The organism is Pseudomonas paralactis, from assembly GCF_001439735.1.
Taxonomy (GTDB): domain Bacteria; phylum Pseudomonadota; class Gammaproteobacteria; order Pseudomonadales; family Pseudomonadaceae; genus Aquipseudomonas; species Aquipseudomonas paralactis.
This window is the reverse complement of the sequence record NZ_JYLN01000004.1, coordinates 43,506-64,967: the sequence shown is the minus strand read 5'-3', so window position 1 is coordinate 64,967 and position 21,462 is coordinate 43,506. Positions and strand designations below refer to the sequence as shown.

Genomic DNA, 21,462 nt, shown 5'->3' with positions numbered 1-21,462 from the left:
GGTTCAGTCCGTGCCGTACTTCGGATTACGCGGGCCATACAGAATACCGGTGCGTTGCCCTGCCGACAGCAACCGCGCACTGGTGATACCGGCAATCGGGTGCGCCGCATCGGTAGAGCTGTTGATCACCTGCTTGACCGCCGCCGTGATCAACATGCCCACCAGGCCGCCACCGTTGTTGTTGCCCTCCTCGCTCGACGCCCGCGCCGAACCGGTCCACAGGGTGGTGCCGGTGCGCAGGTCCACCAGTTTGGCCGAGGCCGTCACCGAGGTGTCGCTGGAGATCAGCATGTACTGGGTGCCGTACTCGCTGATGGTGATGTACAGCGCCGCGTCCGCACCAAAGATGTCATGCAGCTTGGCCGGTTGTACGGCCTGGATATCGTTGGCGGTGGTGAGGCCGTTCTGGCGGAAGGTTTCGTCCACCAGGGCAATCGGCAACACGTAGTAGCCGGCTTCGGCCAGCGGATAGGTGACTTGCGACACCAGGCTGTAGGACGCCTGCACTTCCGGCGATTCATTGATCGGCGGCAGTACCAGGATCGACTTGGGCCGCGCCTGTTTGTACGCCGAATAATCAACCGTCTTGGGTGCGGCGCAACCGCCGAGCAACGCCAGGGCCAGCAAGGCGCCGGTGAGTTTTAACAGGCTCATTTGGTGGCGACTCCGGCTTTGGCGTTTTTCAACAGAAAGTCCATGTACGCAGCAGACTCAGGGAACAGCGCCTTCTCGGTGCGAAACTCCTGCACCATCTGGTCATCCTTGCCCATGTTCATGTACAGCATGCCCAGGTGCGCGTGGTAACCCGGCGGCGCCTTGCGGCCACTGGCGTTGATCTTCTGCAGATCGCGCTCCAGTGCTTCCACCTGTGCTTCCTTGGGCTCGCCTTTGAAGTACTCGTAAACCTGCGGCTGGTAGCTCTCCCATTGATACAGGGGCTGGGGCGCCGTCTGGCACCCGGTTACCGTTGCGACTGCTGCCAGCGTCAGCGCTAACTTCACTGCCTTGCTCATCCGTGTACTGCTCCTTGTGGTGTGGCTGATCAGTTACGCGGGTTCCAGGCGCCGGCGTTGATGCCGTCGACCAGGCGGTTGATCGCTTCGCGCATGGCCAGGTCCAGCACCTTGCCATTGAGGGTGGAGTCGTAGCTGGCGGTGCCGCCGAAGCCGATCACTTCACGGTTGGACAGCGCGTACTCACCGGCACCCTGGGTGGAATACACCACTTCGGAGGTGTTGATGTTGACGATATTCAACGCGACTTTGGCGTAGGCCACTTGGGTCTTGCCACGGCCGAGAATGCCGAACAACTGGCGATCGCCGGTTTCTTTGCGGCCGAACTCGGTCACATCGCCAGTCACTACGTAGTCAGCGCCCTTGAGCTTCTGCACGGTGCCTTTGATTTTGGCTTCCTGGGAGATCTCGCCCATGTTGTCGCGGTCCAGCACGCTGAAGCGGTTGGTCTGCTGCAAGTGGGTGATCAGGATGGTCTTGGCCTGGCCGCCGAGACGGTCAACGCCATCGGAGAAGATGCCGCGCATGTAGCTGGAGCGGTTATCGAACTTGCCCACGGCAATCGGCACACGCACGCCGGAATAGGCCACGTGGGCGCTGGCGACTTGCTCCACCGGCATCGCGCGGTTGCTCTCGGTGGCGCAACCGGCCACGGTCAACAGCGCCACGGCGGTGAGGCCCGACAGCAGGATTTTGGACAGTGTCTTCACAGGGTGCTCCTTGGGTGAGGAAATCAGCGTTGCCGGGTTTTCCAAGGAGAAAGGCAGCCTGAAAACGCACTGGCCTGAATTCTTCCCTGAAAGACGGTGATGCAACGGCTGCGGCATTTTACGGGGTTGAGAGCGGTTCTCAAGTTGTTTCGGCCATAGGTGGGGGGCTTACCCTACTGCCGACCGCAATACTCAAAGCAACAAAGATCAAATGTGGGAGCTGGCTTGCCTGCGAAAGCGCCAGTACAGCAACAGATACACCGCCTTCACAAGCAAGCCCTATCGCCACGCCTACTGTAGGAGCGAGCTTGCTCGCGAAAAACGTCAACGATAACGCGTGCTTCCTGAATAAACGCAGCGCCTGTGAGTTTTTCGCGAGCAAGCTCGCTCCTACAAAAAAATCCTTAACTCACTGGCATTAGCCCAAGCCCGCACACCAACAGCCGCCAGCCTTCGCACAGCCCTACTTGAGCTCCTTCACCAGGTACTGCGCAGAAATCTGCGTAATCCCGGTCAACGCCCGGCGCAAAGCTTCAGGGTCCGTGCGGTAGGTTAACGGTGTATAGCCATAAACGTTCTGACCATTAAACGGCGTGACCGCTTCAAAGGTGCGCCAGACCATCTCATCGCCCCGATCCATCTGCGCTAACACGTTAAGGGTCGGATAAATCACACTGCTGAAACCCTGGGTCAGGCGAAAGCCCCACTCGGACACGGTCAACTGAATCTGCGCATCGGCGGGCTCATCATCGCCGACCACCTTGAGCGTCGAAGTCTTGCCCAACTCATCGACAAAGCCCTGTTTGAGCAACACGCCTACATCGAGTTTTTCCGCCTCCATCACCGTCAGAATAGCCACCGGCGTCGGCATCTCGGCCAACTGCCCAAGCTTCATGCCGCCGGCAAACCCGGCGCCACTCAACGCCGCAGTACCCAGCTTGGACGCCCCGCTGGCCATGCCAACACCCGCGCCAACCCCGGCACCCAGGGCGGCGCCCCAGGCTTGTTCACGGCCGAAGTACACCATGTTCTTTTCCCACTTCACGGGCAGAACTTTGACGGTCTTGATCTGCGCGCGGTTTTCGGGAGTGAGGGGGTGGCTGACGCAGCCGCCGAGGATGAGGGTGGCGAAGAGAATGAGGAGGAGATTTTTCACATTGGTCCTTTAATGTTTGGGGTGAGGCTTTCGGATTTGCGTGGTCATAGTGCGTTTGTTCGTGGGCAGTATGTAGGCAATAGATGGCAAGACGTTAGCGGCTGCGGGCACACTCCGAAGCAGCGGCATTTTGATGCCTTGCGCGGGCTTGGTGGTGCGGCTTATAGTCCGGCCGTCGCTCAAAAAGCGACCGGGTTTGGCGACCCGAAGAACGAGCCCTCAATAATCAATAGAGAGCTTAATGATGAATCGATACATCCCCCTCACCGGCCACGACTGCACCGTCCCAGCCCTGATCATCGACACCCAGGCACCTCTCGACGTCCTTCACGACGCCGCCGTGCACCGCATTCGGGCCGTCACCCAACTGCTGGAAAACCTAGCCTTTCGCGAACAACTCAGCAGCGATGCCGTAGTGCTTTCAGACTTCGCCCAATTGCTGGCCATTCCGCTGCGCGATGGGTGTGATTTGCTGGATGTCATCAGTCGCAGGCTCAATGCCGATCCGTCCTGAGTGAAAATCGGGCGGCCTTTGTGTCGCCCGCTTTGGCCTCGTGCGGGGAGGGTAAAGGCTAAATAAACCTGCCCTTTCGCACTGCTCCGCCTTGATGACCAAGCGTTTACAAAGAACCTTCACAATTCTTTTTGTTAAATTCAAATCGGCCAATTTCTTTTACATTTTTGCTACCAAAAACATAAACGTAAGTACCGCCCAGCGAAAAAATGGATTGTTTTTCAAAATTTTTGGGATCACAAAAAATATTTACAACTGCTGATTTGGTAGCTTCCAAGTTAAAAATAGAAACATCAGAATCATAATTCAATAAAGAATAATAAACCGTTATGGTATGACTATTAGTCGCCTCCATACGAACAAGCTCTGTATTTTCGTCAACCTTCCAATTACGCGCGTGCGTCCTCGCGGTGACGATTATCAAGTCACTAAGGAAGGTTGGTTTGCTAGGCTCAGGCGTTTCTTCTGTTGCTTGTTTTATCAAGACCGCCGCTATACCAACAAACAACAGTGCAAAACCCCAGCGCCAAAATCCTTTTTTTGATTCCTCTGTCATTATGTCTAGCTTCCTTCTACCGTTAGTTGGATGATCTACTACCCTGCCGAATCAAATGAAAAAAAGGGGGCAGATTTATTTAATATGCTTTTCAACTCTCATTTAAGCACTTTAATCGCACCATAATTCTCTGGTCGAAACCCACTTGGCCAGACAGTAGCATCATTATACGTAGCGCCCAAAAAAACCGCTTCTTCGATTCTTTTTGCACAAAGATCAGCGCCACATAAATTTGATTTAATAAAGCTAGCACCACCAATATCAGCACCCTCAAAACTTGCACATGAAAGATTTGCACCGTCAAAATCAGCAAACGCTGCCATTGCGCCTGCGAAAGAAGTATTACTCATAACTGAATTCATAAAATTTGAATTCATGAGAGCTGCTCGGTCAAATATAGCTCGATCTATAAACGCGTTAACAAATGAGGCATTTCTCAGATTCGAACCAGAAAAGTCGGCACTTCCAACATTAAGCTCATCAAATATAGCGCGATGCAACTGCAACCTTTTCAAACTTGCACCGACAAAACTATTTAAAGGTAGAGTTAATATCTCGCCCGTCTCAAAATTAATATTAATCATTTATTTCCCCAATCCACCGGATCCACCTTCACCTCAGACATTGGCTTAGTTAAGCCAGCTTTATTCGGCCGTAATGTTCCAGGATTCACATCCGGAGTCCGGTCTAAGATTTTAGCAGCAATGTAGCGATGATTACCCTTGAAAAAATGGACAGATTTATTTAATACGTTTTTCAACTCTAATTCAAAATAAATCTTTCCCTTTTCTCACTTTTTTATTCCTCTCCGCTCTGGCACCAACTCAACTTTCTCCATTTATATGATTTCGCCACGGCACGAGCAGTCCCTCCAACAAGACTCGATCAACAACACCATCATCAATGGTGCCGACAAAAGTTGTATCCAACAGAAACTCAAAGGAAATATTTTCCTTTTCCGATAACTTTTTAACGGCACAGACTATTTCTTCTACTTCATCTAGATTTTTTGAATCCATATCAACAGACAGTATATTCGGTTGCAGCGCTGAATAAATTTCCAACACTCCACCCACCACTTCCGCGCACCCTTCGTCTATCGCGTCAATAAAGGTTGGCGGGGCAATGCTCCATATTCTTGACGCAGCGAGCTCATTCACGAGCTGCTGCACATTAGATCTAATAGACTGATCTAAGTCTTGAGCCACGTAGAAAATCAACTTTTGCTTCTCATGTTCTAGCGGTACGGAATGCATTATTCGGCTCCTTTTTTTGGAGGGTATGCCGGGAGAGCCGACCCTGGACCGCCTGGATAGAAAAAGGGGACGAAAAAGGGGACAGATTTATTTAACATGCTCTTCAACTCTAATTTAAATAAATCTGTCCCCTTTTCTGCTGAAATGCCAGTTATCTACATGATGTACATCTCCGAGCACCCACCTATCGCAGACAGTAATATCTTGTCGCATTAAGTAGAAAACAAAAAGGGACAGATTTATTTGATGTACCTTTAAACTTTAATTTAAATAAATCTGCCCCCTTTTCCAGCCCCCTTTTCTACGGCCGACTTATAACAAACCATTTTGTTAAAGAATTACCAAAACAGAACCTTTACACCAACTCAACCAAGCCCAATCAAAACTGTAATACATCAACCAATTTGACCAGACAAAAAATCAAACCACTAAGCTCTTTAGTCGATCACCCGCACTGAGCAGTTCGTCGGCAGAAAGCGGAGTATAACTAATTACAATCAAAACCCCCTCTCCAAACTCACACACTTCTTCTACATAACCATTCAACAAATCAACAAGTTCACGAGCCCTCTTTCCAAAGGCGCGAAAACACAATTCCTTATCGAAATAATTCGCTGCATTTATACGAAAAACGCCATCCCTACCATTAACGTCTTTTTTTTGTAGCGTTACAAGCTTCCAACACTAAAGGCCAATCGCTCCTCGTAACATTCCAATCATGTAAAGCTGAGCGATAGGCGCCAAACGCCTTTATATAAACAGGAAAAACAACCTTCAACAAATACGAATAGTCGACTTTGGAATCTGTAAATTCAATAAATAGTGCATCGTCAAACTGCGCATCATCTTGGAGATACTTCTGATCTCGCAGAGCGTATGAAATTCTACCTTTAACGCCGACTGAAAGTAGCTTATCCAATGACACCGAGGTCACCAACTCGCTTCCAATAGGGGGAACTTCAAGGGCATCGTTTTCCAAATTCCAAGGAGCGCCCAAATCGCCTATAGCCCTCAAAAAATCTTTATGCCTCTCTTCGATAGACTCTGAAACACTAGGTCTATGTCGAAATTCGAGTTTATATGTGGTCATCACCGTGCCACCCTTACAGAAATATTTCTGATATTTTGCTCAATAAGGACAACAAAAGAACAACAAAAAGGGGCAAATTTAATCAATGATCTTTGCACTACCAGCACAAATTAAACAAATTCGCCACCTTCCCCCAACTACCTGAGCAACTAGGTAACGGTTTCTTGATCACCATTAACAGAATCAAACAGTACGCCGACAACACCAGCCGCCATAAGTCGCCGTTTCACCTCTTCACTTACTATGACCGCACCCAAATATTTTTTAAGTCTAAATATATGACTTGATCCGACTCTGCCCGGGTCAACCACCAAATTGTAGAAAGCACGATAGTTGCCGGCCATATCCGGCCTAACAGGATCATCCCCCTCGAACTTTGTATAGCGAGAGCGCTTTTCATCCACGCAATCGATTTGCGTTTCTATAATCATCAAAAAATAGCTCTGGCAAACCACTTTATTGCTTATCTTAACCGGCTCAAAAACGACATATTGATAAGGTTCGTCTATCTCTGGCAAACCGGCGAGCGAATTTTTTGCCCTCTCGCTTAAAACAGGAACACTGGCGTATCCAGCGAGGGAATAATCAACTTCTTTACCGTCGAATCTTACATCGAGAGTATATGTGCCTGGCTCCATAAAATTAACTGGAGGATCACTGAAATGCCAGTTATCTACATGATGTACATCTCCGAGCACCCACCTATCGCAGACAGTTAAATCTTGTCGCATCAAGTAATATCTCATTTCAGTCCCTCGTAAGCCATTTATTAACTTCACTACCCACGATTACTGCTTCTGACTTAATCCCTTCTAATGTCTTTGTCACAGCTGACTTATAGGCAGGGGTCCCTGGAGCTAATCCCCGAGTAGCCTGTTCCAAGCTACCAAATACATACTGGTGGTACTCAATCGGATGAGGGCCTCTATGCCCTGGCACCGCAACCAAATTTTCCGTAGCACGGTTAATATTAAGATCAGCGCCGTCAAAGAACTGCTGATACTCCTTTGTCCACGCTATCTGTCCATTCGCCCCAGAGGTACATTTATTAGTACAAATATGATGTATGGGTATCGACTCATAATTTACTGGCGCAGAAACACTGGCACGGCCTCCATCCAATGTAACATAACCGCCGCTGTTATCTCGATACACAGGCTTCCCTTCTGCAGTATAACGCCCGGTTGAGTTATACACCCCGCCTCTAGGCCCAGTGACCGTGGCTGTACCATCTGCATTCCGACTCAAACGATAGTCTGCTGGCACGTTGAACTCAGGTGATGGTAAGGCTAAGGGCTTGCTTGATGGTATCTCTCCCAATCCTTTTGAATTACCCGCTGACAGCTCTTTCGAAAGTCCCTCAACCAAATCTGCAGACTCCGCAACTTTGCCTTCCAGATAAAGCTTTTTAGCCTTCCCTAAGACTTTCTGGGCGGCATCACCGGCCCCCGGGATGAGTCCAATACTCGCCATGGCATAGTCAAACGGATCCTCAGCCTCATAGAAGCCCTTTGCATCGCCGTAAACCGGAATGAAGTCTGAACCAAATTCAGCGAGCTGCTCAGCCAGGCGCTTTGTCTGAGCAAGCGCAATCGGGCTATCTACTTGCTTAATGCTTCGAAGCTCCGCCTCAATGGAATACGCCGCAAGCTCTTTATTCTGCTCAACTTGCTTAGCCTGCTCTTTAGCCTCAGGGCCAAATCTCGCAACCACAAGGCTTCGAGCAGCCTCCGAAGCTTCTCGCCGTAAAGAACGACAGGTAGCACCTGCACCATTCGCACTGCAGGCGGTGGTTAGCGCCAAATCTCGACTTTTATCTAGAGCATCCAGAGCGTCAGCACGCCCACACGCAGCACTATCTCCTCCCTGGCATTTCTTCTTGGCAGCCCAGCGCTCTTGGTTTTCTTCATGGTTGAGGTAGTTGTACTGTGTCGAACTGCCCGCCACCCATGCTCCAGTTTGCAAACTGTCACCGTCAGCATCACTGTCCACCGACGCCGCAAGCACACCAATCAACTGCGAGCTCATCACCAGCAAGCTCTTTCTCTTATCTTCCGGCATGCTGGCGTACTGTTTGTCGAGGCTGTCTACCAGGGCTTCGTTCACACCTGCTGCCAACGCACCAGTACGGAAATCGCCGCCAGCGGCTTCAGCTGCCAGCCCGCCCATCAACGCATGCAGCCCAATCTTGGTGATACCGCCGTCGGCGAACCGATTCTTGGAGACATCACCAATCATGTTGAAGCCATAGGCAGCAAATGCATTGGCAAGGCTGCTTTGCAATGCATCCCCGAGGCTGGCTTCTCCTCCCAGCGCTTTAGTCAGGATGGCCGATGTGCCGTTTTGCAGAACCTGATTCGCAGTAAATTGACCAACACCTTGCCAGGTACTCAATGGGCTCGCGGATGTCACTGCTCCCGAGTTAGGCAGCGCAGTAGTAGTGCCTGTCTGCGTGCTGGTCCAGTCGTCGTAGAACCCTGCGGTCAGCCCCGCAGTAACACCCGAGACAACATAGCCCCGCATCGCATCGCTGGAGGTTACGTCCTTGACCACTGCGCCTAAATTGCCACGATTATTGATCGTGCTGATAGCGCCATTACTCGCCATACCGGCAAGCACAACGCTGCCCGCAGCATTGGCCCAGCCTGCGGCAGATACGGTAGTGGCAGCAGCCGTCGCACCAGCCATCGACGTGCCCGCCCCAGCGGCGGCGATTGCGCCGCTTGCTGCCCCCATCGTGAAGTAGGTAACAATGATCGCTATGACAATTTGCGCGCCAGCGCCCAGGCCGGAATTACTGTATTTGAAGCTGTCGTGCAGCTCTTTGACCTCGCGCCAGTCAACATCGCCACGCTGCTCCATTTGCTTGATCCAGGCGAGGCTTGGGTCCGCCTGGACCATCGCGTCGATGGTCTGGCTTACCGTATTCTGGTTAACCTGCCTTACATCAATCTTCAAGCCGTCCACGGCCTTGATTGCCAGCTCGCCCTGCGCCACCAACTCACTCTGACGCAACGTCTCGTCGGTATTACCCTTGCCCTTGGCGCTGGTCCAAGCCAGGTCACCCTTGCTTTTCTCGTGACTCTCCTGGTGCAGGTCTTTGACTGCCTCGAACGTCACCGCACCGCCACTGGTGATCGCCAGGTCCTTACCACTCTCAAGCTTGGCCCGCTGATACAACTGATCACCGCCACTGACCAGTGACAGATCACCACCAGTCTTGATCTCTGTCCCCACATTCGTAACGCGTGTCACTTCATCACGCTTGGTCTTCTTCGCGCCCCAGCCACCCTTCTCCTTCATGTCGTAAAGGCTGTAAGTGCTGTTCTGCGCCGCCAGCAGGTTCAACTTATCCCCGCTATACAGATAAGCCTCATTCCCCGCACTGATCCTGCTCGCCACAATCGTGGTATCACGCCCGGCCTGGCTGACAAAATCCCCACCCGCCGTCAGTACGCTCGCCACTTGAGTGGTTTGGTCGTCCGAAGTCTCGATGCGTTTTTTGCCGTCCTTTTCCTTGCCCTCGACGTTGTGCATGTCGCTGACCGAGGCGACGTTGAAGTCGCGGCCGGCGGCGATGTTGAGGTCTTTGCCGGCGGTGGCATTGCTGCCGATGATGTTGACGTCTTGCCCGGCCTGCATGTTGAGGTTGCCGCCCGCCGTGACGCTGGCGACGAGGTTTTTGACGTCGGTGGTGATGCTGGATTTCTCGCCGCCGTCGCGGGTCTCGTGTTTGACGCTAGTGTCGCTGGCGGCGATGAGGTTGAGGTCGCGGCCGGCGGTTAAGTTGGCGTCGTTGCCAGCGGTGAGGGCGCCGCGGTTGGTGAGGTCGCGGCCGGCGTCGATGGCGAGGTTTTCGCGGGCGACGATGGTGCCGGCGCTGGTGTCGGTGAGGGTGCGCATGCCGGCGCCGTCACGCACCTGGATGGCGGTGGTCTCGTTGGTGATGTCGCCTTTGAGGGCCGTGAGGCTGACTTGTTTGCCGCGGATTTCGCCGGCCATGGCGTTGCGGATGCTGTCCTGGGCGAGCAGGTTGAGGTTGTTGCCGGCTTCGACCAGGCCGCCGGTGTAGATGCTGCCGCTGCTGATGGCGGAGAGGTTGTTGCTGGCGCGCAAGGTGCCGACGTTGATCAGGTCGCCGCCGGTGACCAGGTTGAGGTCGCGGCCCTGGATGAGGCTGTTGCCGCGCACGTTGCGCGAGTCGGCCTGGGCCAGGTACAGCACCGGTACGAGGACGGTCTGGCCGTCGATGACGCGGTTTTCCATCCACACGATGTCGTGGGTCAGTGCGCCGACTTGCTGGTCGGTGAGGGCCACGCCCAGGCTCAGGCGCAGGGCGTCTTTGCTGGCGAGGCCGTTGTCCATCAGGTAGCGGAACTGGTCGGCGTCGCTGTACAGGCCGCCGGCGAGGAAGCGTTGGCCGGTTTGCGCGAGGACGGCGTCGCGGATCAGGCGGGTTTCGTACTGGCCGTCACCGAGGCGGCGCCAGGCGTTGTCGGCGGTGAAGCCGAGTTTGCCGAGCATGTAGTCGGAGCTGAAGAAGCCCGACACCGAGGTGAACTCGGGGTTGGTCTCGATCAGGTAGTGGCTGGTAGGGTCGGCGTTTTTGACGAACAGGCCGTACTCGCCCTTGGGCAGTTGGAAGGTGGGCGAGGTGGTGGGGTCGACCGGGGCGAAGGCGGTGCCGGTGTAGTCCACCGGTACGAAGCCGCCACCGGGGGCCACGCCCACGACGGGCAATACGCTGCCCGGCGCCTGGGCGCTCGGGTCGTTGACGTGTTTGCTCAGGTTGATATTGATGCCGCCGACGGGGATGCCGGTCTGGTCGTCGCCGAGGGTGCCGGTCAACTGCGCCAGGGTGTTGTTGTGCAGCGTACCGTTTTGCAGGGTGCGGGCGACGTTGAGGTTGACCGTGCCGCCCGCTTGCAGGGTGGCGTCGTAGCCGGGGCCGCTGTTGTTGGTCCAGGTGGTGACGTCACTTGCGTAGGCGAACGGCAGGCTATTGGGTGAGCGGCTTTTGAGTTCTTCGAAGCGCGCCTTGTCGAAATTCCCAGCCGCCGTGGCCGCATTGAACGCGGGCACGTCGACGTATTGCATGCGTTCAAACAAATCGTCGGAGACGTGACCTGGCGTGCCGATGACAAGCTTGCGCTGGCCCGTGCGCGTGGCGGCGCCCTGGTTGAGCAGGTCACCGGCGGTGATGCTCAGGTCGCCATTGGCGGCCATCAGGCTGTAGCGGTTCTGCACCGTGTCGCCTTGCAGCAGCATGTTTTTGCCCGCCACCAGGCGCGCCGCTACCGAGTCCTTGGTCGCCGCCTCAAGGTACGTCTCGTAGATGGTGATCTCGCCACGTTCCCAGTTGTCGCTCTCGCCGCAGTGCTGGCCACAGATCCAACTCAAACTGCCGGTGGTCAGCGTTTGCCCGAGTTCGAATTCATCTTTGGCGTTTTCGATAAAGCCCGCATTGATGCCGATCGAGCCTTCGCTTTCAACGGTACCGGAGCGGTTGCTGAACAGCACGGCACGCCCGCCATCGCGAGCGGCGAAGCTCAGGTTGCCTTTGCTGTAGACATCGCCATAGCTGTTGCTGAAGCCATTGCTGCGCAAGGTCATGTCGCCGCCGCTGAACAGCAGCGTGTCGGCGGCATTGGTGATGCCGTTGACTGCGGTGAGGTTCACTGCGCCCTGGGCACCGAGGGTGCCACGGTTGTTGATTTGCGCGGCGGCGATGTCCAGTTGCTGGCGGGCGGTGAGGAACCCAAGGTTGTCCAGGGTGCCGCCCAGGGTCAGGCGCGCATTGGTGGCTGCCAGGCGGCCGCCGTTCTGGCTGAGGTTGTTGGCGGCGACGGTGAGTGTTTGCAGGGCCGAGACGCGGCCGCTATTGCTCATATCGCCGGTGGTGATGCTGATGTCGCCGTCGCTGAGCAGTTCGCCGCCGTTGTCCAGGCTGGCCACGTTGAGGATCAAGCCCTTGGCGCTGGCCATGCGGTCGCCGGCCTTGAGGGCCAGCCCTTGGTCGCTCTTGTAGGTGAGCACGTCGTTGAGTTGCACGCGGCCCAGGCCGTCGACTTTACCGAATGCCCAGTCGGCGCTGCCCATGCCCTGGATATTGCCCTGGCTGCCTGCGAGGCTGGCGGTGTTGAGGTGGAACAGGCCCGTGCCGGCGTGTTGCAGCATGCCGCTCTGGTTGTTGACGCTGGCGGCGTCAAGGCTGAAGGCCTGGCTACCGAATTCGAGGGTGCCGTTCTGGTTGTTCAGCGCGCCGCTGAGGTTGAGTTTGCTGCTGGCGCCGCCCAGGGCCCGCAGTTGCCCGCTGGCGCTGTTGTCCAGGTTGCCGCCGGTGAGGGCCAGGCCCTGGTTGGCTTCGATCAGGCCGCCCTGGTTGGTGAGCGTGTCGCGTGAGGTCAGGTTGAGCTGGTTGCCGCTGATCTGGCCGCCCGCGCTGTTGTCGAGGGTGGCGCCGCTGACGGTCACCTGTTCTTTGCCGAACAGCTTGCCGCCACGGTTGGCCAGGGCTTCTACGGTCAGTTGCAGGTTGCCGACCAGGCTTGCCATCAGGCCGCCGCTGGCGTTGTCGACGCTGTTGGCGGTGACGCTCAGGCTGTCGCCCTGCACGGTGCCGCCCTGGTTGTCCAGGCGGGTGGTGTTCAGTTCGGTGAGCGCGCCGCCGCTGAGGATCAGGCCTTTGCGGTTGCTCACATCCTGGCCGCTGTAGCTCAGGCCTTCGGCGCCGGCCAGCAGTTGGCCGTTGTCGTTGTTCAGGTGCTGGGCGGCGATGTCCAGGCGCTTGCCGCGCAGGGTGCCGCCGTCGTTGTTAAGGGTGGTGAGCTGCTTGACCAGCACGCTGCGTTCGCCCGCGTCGATCTGGCCGCCGACGTTGGTGAGCAGGTCGCTGACCTTGAGCACCACGTCGCCGCCATTGCTGACCAGCGCGCCTTTGTTGCTGTTGTTGAAGGTCTGCGCGGTGACGTCGACGGTCTGGCCCAGCAGGATGCCAGCGCTGTTGTCCAAGCGCTCGCCTTGCAATTGCAGCAGGCCCTCGCTCTGGATGCGGCCCTGGGCGTTGAGCAACTGGCCCGGGCCTTTGAGCAGCAGGCTTACGCCCTGGGCACCACCGGCCAGCAGGCCGGCGTTGCGGTTGTCCAGGCCCGAGGCGCGTACGTCGAGGTGGTCACCCAACACGCGCCCGGCGCGGTTGTCGATGTCGCCGCCGGCCACGTCGAGCAGCAGTTGCTTGCCGACGATCGTGCCGCTCTGGTTATCCAGGTTCGCGGCGTGCAGTTCGATATCGCCCTGCCCGGCCTGCAAACGGCCCTGGGCGTTGTTGAGCTGTTGCGCGGCGGTGAGGGTGAGTTTGCCGGTGTCGGCGCTCAGTACGCCGCCTGCGTTGCTGCTGAGGGTGCCGGCAGTGACGTTCAGATCGGTGCTGGCCTGGGCGAAACCCTGGTTGTTGTTGAAGGTGTTGGTTACGGCGAGGTTGAGCGCGCCGCCGTCAGCCTGGATCAGGCCCTTGAGGCTGTTGTCGAGGTTGCTGGCAGTGACGGTCGCGGTCTTGGCCACCAGCACGCCGTTCTGGTTGTTCAGGTTGCCGGCGTTGACGGTCAGGTCGTTGGCGATGACTTGGCCGCCGCTGTTGTTCAGGTTGGCGCTGGTGAGCACCAGGCTGCCACCGGCCATTTCGATACGGCCCTGGCGGTTGTCCAGGGAGGCGCTGTTGAGCGTGGCGGCCTGGCCTTCGCCGAAGCGGATCAAGCCGCCGAGGTTGACGATGGCCGGCGAGTTGATCGCCAGGCTCTGCTCGCCAAACAGGCGAGCGCTGGCGCCCTGGTTGGTGAGTTTGGCGCTGCTGACCTCGACGGTCTTGGCCTGGATGATCGCGCCCTGGTTGGTCAGCGCTTGTGCGGCGGTAATCGCCAGGGCGCGGCTGGCCAACAGGTTGCCGCTGGTGGTGACGGTTTGCGCGTTCACCACTAGATCGCCCGTGGTGTTGCGGCTGTTATCGGCGGCGACGCCGGCTTCGATGATGCCGGGGTTGTTCACGCTGGCCGCGTTGATCTCGATGCGCTGGCCGGCGGCGATGCTCTTGCGGTTGACCAAAGCCTGGGAGCTGGTGACCTGCACGTTGCCGTTGGCGTAGACCTTATCGGTGAGGTCGACGTTTTGCGCGGTGACCTTGACGTTACCGGTGGCCGCCGCCTGCGCCATGCTCAGGCGCCCGTTGGCGTCGAGCTGAATATCGCCGCCACTGGCGGCCAGGGTGCCGTCGAGCTTCACGCCCACACCGGCCTCGGTGCCCACCAGTTTGATCGCGCCGGCATACATGCCGCCCAGGGCCGACGAGTCGATCGCCAGCTCGGGCTTGGCGCTGCCGTCATCGGCGCGGGCGGTGGTTTTCAGGCTTTGCGCATCGACGTCGTTGCGCCCGGCGATCACGTTGAGTTCGCGGGCGTTGATTTGTGCGTTGATCTTGGCCGAGCGGGTGATGATGTCGAAGCGTTCGACGTTGCTGGCGTTCAAGCCCTGGCCGTCGATGGTCACGGCGCCGCCATCCACTTCATAGCGCTGCAATTGACCGCTGGCGTCGAGCACCGGTTTGCCGGTGGTGAGGGTGACGTTGGGGGTGTTGATAAAGCCGCAACCGCTGCACGTCACGCCGTACGGGTTGGCCACGATGACCTTGGCCGACTGCCCCGCCACTTCGGTATAGCCGCGCAACTGGCTGGGGCTGCCGCCGTTGACTTCGTTGAGGATGACGTTCGCCGCGCCGCCCTTGAGGTTGGGGTTGCCGACAATGATCCCGCCCAGTTGGGTGTTGACCATGGCGGTGTTGCCGTTGTTGAGGATCACACCGTTGGGGCCGACGTTGTAGTCCTTGAACTGGTTATGGGACAAGCCCGCGCCATTGGGGGTGGCAATGTTTACCACCGGCACGCCATTGCCTGCCGCGCCCACGGTGGTGCCCGGCGCACTGACCACAATGCCCTCGGCCTGGGCCAGCAGCGGCTGCCAGAACAATGCGTTGGCGAGGATCAACGCCAGCCCGCGCTTGGGCAGGCCGAAGAACGCGTCCCGGCGCTTCAGGGCGGCAGAAGGTTGGCGGGCCAGGAAGGCGAATTGGCGAACATCCATTGTCAGGCTCTCATGCAGCGGGGCGTTGAATTACAGGAAAAAATCCATGCGCAAGTAGATCGGCGCTTCGCGCTCGGTCACCACACCGGGTCTTTCTAAGGAATGGGCAAAGGTCACGCTGGTGCTGAGGTGTTTGCCACGGGCGAACAGCTCCAGGGAGTTGCTGGACACCCGGCCATGCACGTTGCCGTTGTAGCGGTCGTTGCGGATCACGCCCTGGTCGTAGCCAACGCTGGCGCCGTACTCGGCGAAGGCCGGGCGCATCCAGTCGAGGGTCACCGGGCGCGCCCAGCGCACTTCGTTGCGCCAGTAGCCGCCGCTGTCACCGGTCAGCAACTGGTCCTTGAAACCGCGCACCGAGGCCGAGCCGCCGAGGCTCATGCGCTGCGGCGAAAACAGCGGGTCTTCGCTACGTTGCCCGGTGGCCAAACTGCTGAAGCTGAACGACTCGCCCCACAGGCTGAACGGTTGCAGGTAGCTGACGGTGGCGGTGTATTTGCGGTAGCGCGCGTTCGGCTGGCGACGGCCTGCTGGGTCACGCTCGTCCTGGGCCTGGGCGTCGAGCAGGCCGATGCCGCTTTGCATGCCCAGGTCCAGGTTGACGAAGGCGCTGCCGATGCGCCGCCCGTGGTTGATGCCCAGTTGCAGTTCGCTGAGGCGGTTGCTGCTGGGCGCGGTGCGCACGTCGAGGATGTAGTTGTTGGTACGCAGGTGCGCCAGGCCGACGTTGACCGAGGTCTTGCTCACGTCATCGCGGTGGATCACCCGCTCGGCGCGCAGTTGGTGGTTCTGGTTGTCGCCGTCTTGCTTGTATTTGAAGCCGTCGGTGACGCCGTAGGTGCGGTAGTCGCTTTCGCTGTAGGTGTAGCTGAAGTTCCACCAGCCCCAGGGCAGGTTGTAGTAGAGCATGGTGTTTTTCGAGGTTTTCTGGTGGTCGCTGATGGCGTCGTGGCCGCCGCGCAGCATCAGTTGGTCACCCAGGCCCAGCGGGCTGTCCCACTCAAGGCCAGCGCCCCATTGCTGTTCGCCGGTGCTTTTTTGCCCGTCGTTGTTGCGCGACAGGCTGGCGCGCCAGGGCTTTTGCGCGGTGTTCTTGACCACCACGTCGCTGCCGCCGATTTGCTTGCCGGGGGTGAGTTCCATCTGCGCCTGTTTGGACGGCAGGCGGTTGAGCTGGTCCACCAGTTGCTCGATCTCGCGCAGGTTCAGTGCTTCACCGACTTTGCCGGGAAACGCCATGGCCAGCTCGCGGTCGGTCACCGTGCTGCCTTCGGCGCTGCGCAACGCTTCGAGTTTGCCTTCCACCACCAGCACTTGCAGGTGGCCGGTAGAGAGGTCTTGCTGCGGCAGGTAGGCACGGCTGGTGACGCGGCCTTTGCCCAAGTAGTAGTCGGTGATGACCTTGAGCAGCTCGTTGAGCTGGGACACGCCCAGGCATTGGCCGATATAGGGCTTGAGCAGGCGCTCGCGGTCGGGCGCCGGCAGACTGTCGGCGCCTTTGAGTTCGATGGTTTTGATCGGGAAGCAACGGGTGTCGGCCGGGGTTGCCGGGGCTTGGGGCTTGTCCGCTTTGCCGGGCAGGTCCTGAAGTTCCTGCAGGCGCCGCTGTTGCTCTTCAAGCAGGCGGTTCTGCCGGTCGCGGATCAAGTCCTGATCGCCAGGCGTGGGGGCGGCGGATGCACTGTTCAGGCCCATGCAGGTGAGCAGGAAGGTGCAGAGCAATAACCGGGTCCATGGCAATAACGAAGACATGTTCGATCCATCGAAAATCAAGGGCCGCGAAACTAACATCGAACTTCCAGCCCGCCTAGAAAGGGGCGACGTTGGGCCGTTCGACTGATTAGTTTCCTAACCTGTTGATTATTAATAATAATTTTTCATCAAAAGAGTTTAAGTCGGGCACTTACGGTGATTATTCCGACAAGCGGCAACTGTTTTGATGGCGATTCGACGAATGACTTTCCGACTGCCATTACTTAGCCATCAGATGTTCGTCGAGTTAGGTTAGTACCGGAGAAGGGGGAAAAGTTCGCGGGGGTTTTGTGAATTGGATCCCATTTATCGGAATTGCGACGCATGCGTTGAACCAGGTGGGGAGCACTCGCGCCATTTTGTAGGAGCGAGCTCGCTCGCGAAAAACACACAGGCGCCGTGTTTAATCAGGATGCCCGCGTTATCGTTGGCGTTTTTCGCGAGCAAGCTCGCTCCTACATAATGCCCTTGTCTTTGTCGGGTACCAAGGTCAGGCCGGGGCGTTCGACGTCGCGGGAGACGTGGGATTTCACTTCTTCGACGCCGCCCTCTTCATCGTTGTGAATCACCAGCACGCCGGGGCGGCGCAGTTGTTCGAGGTCGCCATCGCCCAAGTTGAAACTTTCACTCAGGTGCTGGTCGCTCAGTGCATTGGCCTCGGCGCGGCGCTGGGCGAATTTGCGCCCGCGATGCTGCTGATAACGTGCCCAGCTGATCAGGATCACCGCATTGAACAGCGCGATCCACAGGTAAACCTGCAAGGTGTTGAGCGCAGCAAAGATAGGCGCCTCGATGCGTGGGCCGCCGTGGGTTTCAAGCATGGCGCTGATGCCTCGCGCCAGCAGCCAGATCAACCCACCCCACGCCAGCAGGGTCAGCAGCACATCGACGATCCACATCAGTGTGTTTTGGCGAGTTCTGACCAGTTTCATGATCACGCCTCCTCTTGTGCAGGTTTGATACCGCGGTCCGGGCTGACCCAGCGCGCGCGTTTCTGATGCTGGTTGAACAACACCTTGGGAAAGCTGACCAGCGTGGTGAACAGGCTGACCAGCCAGAACACCATCGGGTACCACACGGTCCAGAACAGGGTTTTCCACAGGTCTTTTTCGTAGCGCCGGTCGATCAGGATGCTGACCGCAAACTGCAGCAGGCACACCATCGCCAGCACCAGGCCGGTAAACGCAGGTGGCACCAACGAGTCCACGGTAATCGCCGCCGGCAACGTGACGAATTTACCCACGGCCCAGAAGATCACCGACAGCAGGAAGGTAAAGGCCCAACCGGTGGACAGGCAGTATTCGAACAGCAGCGGCCACAGGTAGCGGTGGCGCCATTGCCAGATGCCGCGGATGTTCTTGAACAGCACTTCGGCGCCGCCCTGGGCCCAGCGCAGACGCTGCTTCCACAGGCCGCCGACGGTTTCGGGCATGAGGATCCAGCACAGCGCGCGCGGCTCGTAGAAGATCGCCCAGTGATCGAGTTGCAGCTTCCAACTGACATCGATGTCCTCGGTGATCATGTCGGTGCTCCAGTAGTCGATCCGGTCCAGGGCCTTCTTGCGAAACGCCACCACCACACCGGAGACCGTGAAGATCCGACCGAATACCCGCTGGGTACGCTTGATCAAACCGATGATCGAGGAGAACTCGCCCACCTGCACCCGGCCGATCAGGGTAGAGCGGGTACGAATGCGTGGGTTGCCGGTGACGGCACCCAGGCGCGGGTTGTCGAGCATCGGCGCGACCATGTAGGCGGCCGCGTTTTTGTCGAGCAAGGCATCGCCGTCGATGCACACCAGGTATTCGCTGCGGGCGGCCACCGCGCCCATGCGCAGGGCCACAGCCTTGCCCTGGTTTTGTGCCAGATGCAGCACGCGCAAGCGCGGGTGTTGCAACGCCAGGGCATCGAGTACTGCGGCGGTGTTGTCGCTGGAGCCGTCGTTGACCGCGATCACTTCGATGTTCGGGTACAACTGGCCGAGGGCCGCGCCAATGGTGTCAGCGACGTTATCGCCCTCGTTGTAGCAAGGGATGATGATCGAGATCAGCGGCTCGCCGGCCAGGGTCGGCGCCGGCGTGTCTTCTTTCCACGGCCAGTGGCGTTCCCAGTGCAGCCAGAAATACAGGCCACCGGCAATCCACAACGCCGACATGAACAGCGGGTAGAAGAACACGAAGTCCATCAGGAACTGCCCGGTCACCAGGAAGATCAGGCCCAGGGGCAAGCCCAGTACCAGTGCCAACACGAATACAGCCAGGATTCTGTCAACCATGATCAAGGGTTCCACTGGTTGGAAAGGGCCGGACGTATGGTCTTCAAGTCCGGGGAGTTTTCCAGGAAGTTGTCCGGGTAGTAGCCGAAACTGGTGACGCCCTGGCGCTTGAGTACACCCATCCACTCTGCCAATTGCTCAGCGCTGATATCCGGTGCGGCCTGGGTGCGCCAGTCTTTGGCTTGCAGTTCGAAGATGGTTTTTTCCAGCGCACCGGGGCGCGCCTTGACCGTGGCCACCAGTTTTTCCAGCCAGGCATTGGAGTTTTTCAACGACTCACCTTCCATCAGCGGCATGGCCATGGGCGCCGTCCAGTCGTAGGTCTTGAGGAAGTCATCGAGGTTCTGCGCGAACCAGGCTTCGCTGTCGGGGTTGAGCATCGGCTCGGCGAAGATATTGCGAGCGGTGAGGATCTGCGGGCCGCGAATGGCGCGCACCTTCACGGTCAGCTCGTTGGTGAAATCGGTCAGGTAGCGGCTCTTGAAGCGAGTCCAACGCTGCATCACTACAGGGTCGGCACGCAGCGCAGCGATATTGTCCGGCAAGCCCTGGGCAGCATAGGCCTTGAGTGCGGCGGGGCTGGCGTCTTCAAAGTCGCTCAGCAGCGCATCGTCGTGATACAGCACGCCGTCGATAGCACTGTTGCTGGTACGCGCCAGGTCTTCGTAGATCTCGCCGATGAGCTGCCGCACTTTCGGATCAAAGGGCGACAGGCGCTTGTATTGATCCGGATCGGTAGCAACCTTGCCGGTCTGCGGGTCCCAGCGGGTCACGCGTGGCAGCTTGGCGTCGAGGGCAAAACTGAGCACCGGCATCCACGCAAACACGCTGGCGTGGGCACGGGTATGCAACTGCCAGGAAACGCGGTTGAACAGGTCGGCGCGCATCGGCAGGTGGCGGTTGGGGAAGTACACCGAATGCACCAGGCCATCACCCTTGGGGTCGGCGTAGGCTTGCAGGAACACCGTGACGGCGCCCATGTCCACCACGCGCTGCACCAACACATCGAGGTTGTGCGCCTGTTGAACCGGGTCGGGGTCATAGACGTGATCCAGGTCCACATGCAAGACGCGCAACGGTGCCTTGGCCTGAACCGAAACCATGCTGCTGGCGAAGTGCTCACCATCCGGGTCGGAGGCGACCAAAAAGCGCGGGCTGTTCATCAACTTGTTGGAGTCATCCAAACCGTCATCCAGCGTAAGCGCCATCTCATAGCCGTGTTCACCGACCACGGCCAGGGTGGTGCCATCGGCCGCGCCATACGGCCACACCCATACCCGTGGAGCCTTGCCAGTGACAGTACGGATTTTATTGGAGATGGCTGCTACGTCAGTACGCATTCGCGCCTGGAACTGCGCTTCGGTTTCATAGCGACCGGTCGCCGGATCATAGCGGCGCGTGGTGGCCGCCGGTTCGAGGTTGCCCTGGGGATTGGCGAGTATGCCTTTGTGATTGGCATCGGTATGGGCGGCGATTTCCACCAGGCCCGATCGAGACACTTCACGAATCTGCTGCCAGGTCAGGAAGTCGCCCCGTGGGCGCGGGGTACCGGCGAAGTCCACCGGCTGGTTCAGCGGCGTGTCGATCCAACTGCCCACCGGCGCCAGCACGGCCGGCCAATTGTAGGCCCGCAGGATCGGCATCACGCGGGTGTAGAAGCTGGAATAGCCGTCATCGAAGCTGAGCATCACGGCCTTGGGCGGCAGTGTCGGCCCGCCCCGGCGCGCAGCAAGGACTTGATCCACGCTGACCGCCTGGTAACCGTTCTCGCGCAGCCAGGCCAATTGCTCGATCAAGCGCTCGGTACGCACCGCCACCACGGCCTGGTCAGGGTCGTTGTCCGAAACATCGTGGTAGGCAATGCCCAGGAAATGGTTCTTCGGCCACGGCGCTTCGCTGGCCAGTGTCGGCCGCTCGGCAGGTGGAACGAATGGCGCGGGTTGCTGGGCGCATGCGGCGGCCAGCATTACACCCAGGACCAGAAAAAAACGACTGAGGAGGGTCATGGTCA

The 21,462-nt window shown here is 58.0% G+C and carries 15 protein-coding genes; 1 reads left to right on the top strand and 14 read right to left on the bottom strand.

What is annotated here, in order from left to right; all coding sequences use genetic code 11:
* Positions 1-3: 3 nt before the first annotated feature.
* The 4 genes from TX23_RS11845 to TX23_RS11830 form a co-directional block, all read right to left on the bottom strand.
* Positions 4-654, bottom strand: coding sequence for a DUF799 domain-containing protein (locus TX23_RS11845; RefSeq protein WP_005783625.1), 651 nt, complete (start codon positions 652-654; stop codon positions 4-6).
* Positions 651-1,013: a DUF4810 domain-containing protein gene (locus TX23_RS11840; protein ID WP_032901737.1), complete on the bottom strand. Its 363-nt coding sequence runs from the start codon at positions 1,011-1,013 to the stop codon at positions 651-653. Before TX23_RS11840 ends, TX23_RS11845 begins: the two co-directional genes overlap by 4 nt.
* A 29-nt stretch (positions 1,014-1,042) precedes the next feature.
* Positions 1,043-1,723: a CsgG/HfaB family protein gene (locus tag TX23_RS11835; RefSeq protein ID WP_057702330.1), complete on the bottom strand. Its 681-nt coding sequence runs from the start codon at positions 1,721-1,723 to the stop codon at positions 1,043-1,045.
* 463 nt (positions 1,724-2,186) lie between these two features.
* Positions 2,187-2,879 carry a hypothetical protein gene (locus TX23_RS11830; RefSeq protein ID WP_056782548.1) on the bottom strand — a complete coding sequence of 231 codons (693 nt, stop codon included), beginning with the start codon at positions 2,877-2,879 and terminating at the stop codon, positions 2,187-2,189.
* Positions 2,880-3,135: 256 nt separating this feature from the next.
* Between TX23_RS11830 and TX23_RS11825 the strand changes: the two genes are divergently transcribed.
* Positions 3,136-3,393 (top strand): hypothetical protein, encoded by a 258-nt coding sequence (locus TX23_RS11825; protein ID WP_057702703.1) that lies wholly within the window; start codon positions 3,136-3,138, stop codon positions 3,391-3,393.
* A 106-nt stretch (positions 3,394-3,499) separates the two neighbouring features.
* Here TX23_RS11825 and TX23_RS27125 read toward each other — a convergent pair whose 3' ends face one another.
* From TX23_RS27125 to pgaB, 10 genes are all read right to left on the bottom strand, one after another.
* Positions 3,500-3,949, bottom strand: a complete 450-nt coding sequence (locus tag TX23_RS27125; protein WP_087149496.1) for a hypothetical protein — start codon at positions 3,947-3,949, stop codon at positions 3,500-3,502.
* A 98-nt stretch (positions 3,950-4,047) separates the two neighbouring features.
* Positions 4,048-4,533, bottom strand: a complete 486-nt coding sequence (locus TX23_RS27120) for a pentapeptide repeat-containing protein (protein WP_082629608.1) — start codon at positions 4,531-4,533, stop codon at positions 4,048-4,050.
* Positions 4,534-4,773: 240 nt separating this feature from the next.
* A complete protein-coding gene (locus tag TX23_RS11815; protein ID WP_057702328.1) occupies positions 4,774-5,205 on the bottom strand; it encodes a hypothetical protein in 432 nt (143 codons plus the stop codon).
* A 646-nt stretch (positions 5,206-5,851) separates the two neighbouring features.
* Complete coding sequence (locus TX23_RS27115; RefSeq protein WP_244885951.1) at positions 5,852-6,295, bottom strand: hypothetical protein; 444 nt, start codon at positions 6,293-6,295, stop codon at positions 5,852-5,854.
* A gap of 149 nt (positions 6,296-6,444) precedes the next feature.
* Entirely contained in the window at positions 6,445-7,026 is a 582-nt protein-coding gene (locus tag TX23_RS11810; protein WP_244885955.1) for an imm11 family protein, read from the bottom strand.
* 16 nt (positions 7,027-7,042) lie between these two features.
* Entirely contained in the window at positions 7,043-15,424 is an 8,382-nt protein-coding gene (locus TX23_RS11805; RefSeq protein ID WP_082629607.1) for a two-partner secretion domain-containing protein, read from the bottom strand.
* 30 nt (positions 15,425-15,454) lie between these two features.
* Positions 15,455-17,176: a ShlB/FhaC/HecB family hemolysin secretion/activation protein gene (locus tag TX23_RS11800; protein WP_057702326.1), complete on the bottom strand. Its 1,722-nt coding sequence runs from the start codon at positions 17,174-17,176 to the stop codon at positions 15,455-15,457.
* 455 nt (positions 17,177-17,631) lie between these two features.
* Positions 17,632-18,108 carry a poly-beta-1,6-N-acetyl-D-glucosamine biosynthesis protein PgaD gene (gene pgaD, locus TX23_RS11795; protein ID WP_034125431.1) on the bottom strand — a complete coding sequence of 159 codons (477 nt, stop codon included), beginning with the start codon at positions 18,106-18,108 and terminating at the stop codon, positions 17,632-17,634.
* A 2-nt stretch (positions 18,109-18,110) separates the two neighbouring features.
* On the bottom strand, positions 18,111-19,451 hold the full coding sequence (pgaC, locus tag TX23_RS11790) for a poly-beta-1,6-N-acetyl-D-glucosamine synthase (RefSeq protein WP_057702325.1): 1,341 nt from the start codon (positions 19,449-19,451) through the stop codon (positions 18,111-18,113).
* 2 nt (positions 19,452-19,453) lie between these two features.
* Positions 19,454-21,457 (bottom strand): poly-beta-1,6-N-acetyl-D-glucosamine N-deacetylase PgaB, encoded by a 2,004-nt coding sequence (pgaB, locus tag TX23_RS11785; protein ID WP_057702324.1) that lies wholly within the window; start codon positions 21,455-21,457, stop codon positions 19,454-19,456.
* Positions 21,458-21,462 lie beyond the last annotated feature (5 nt).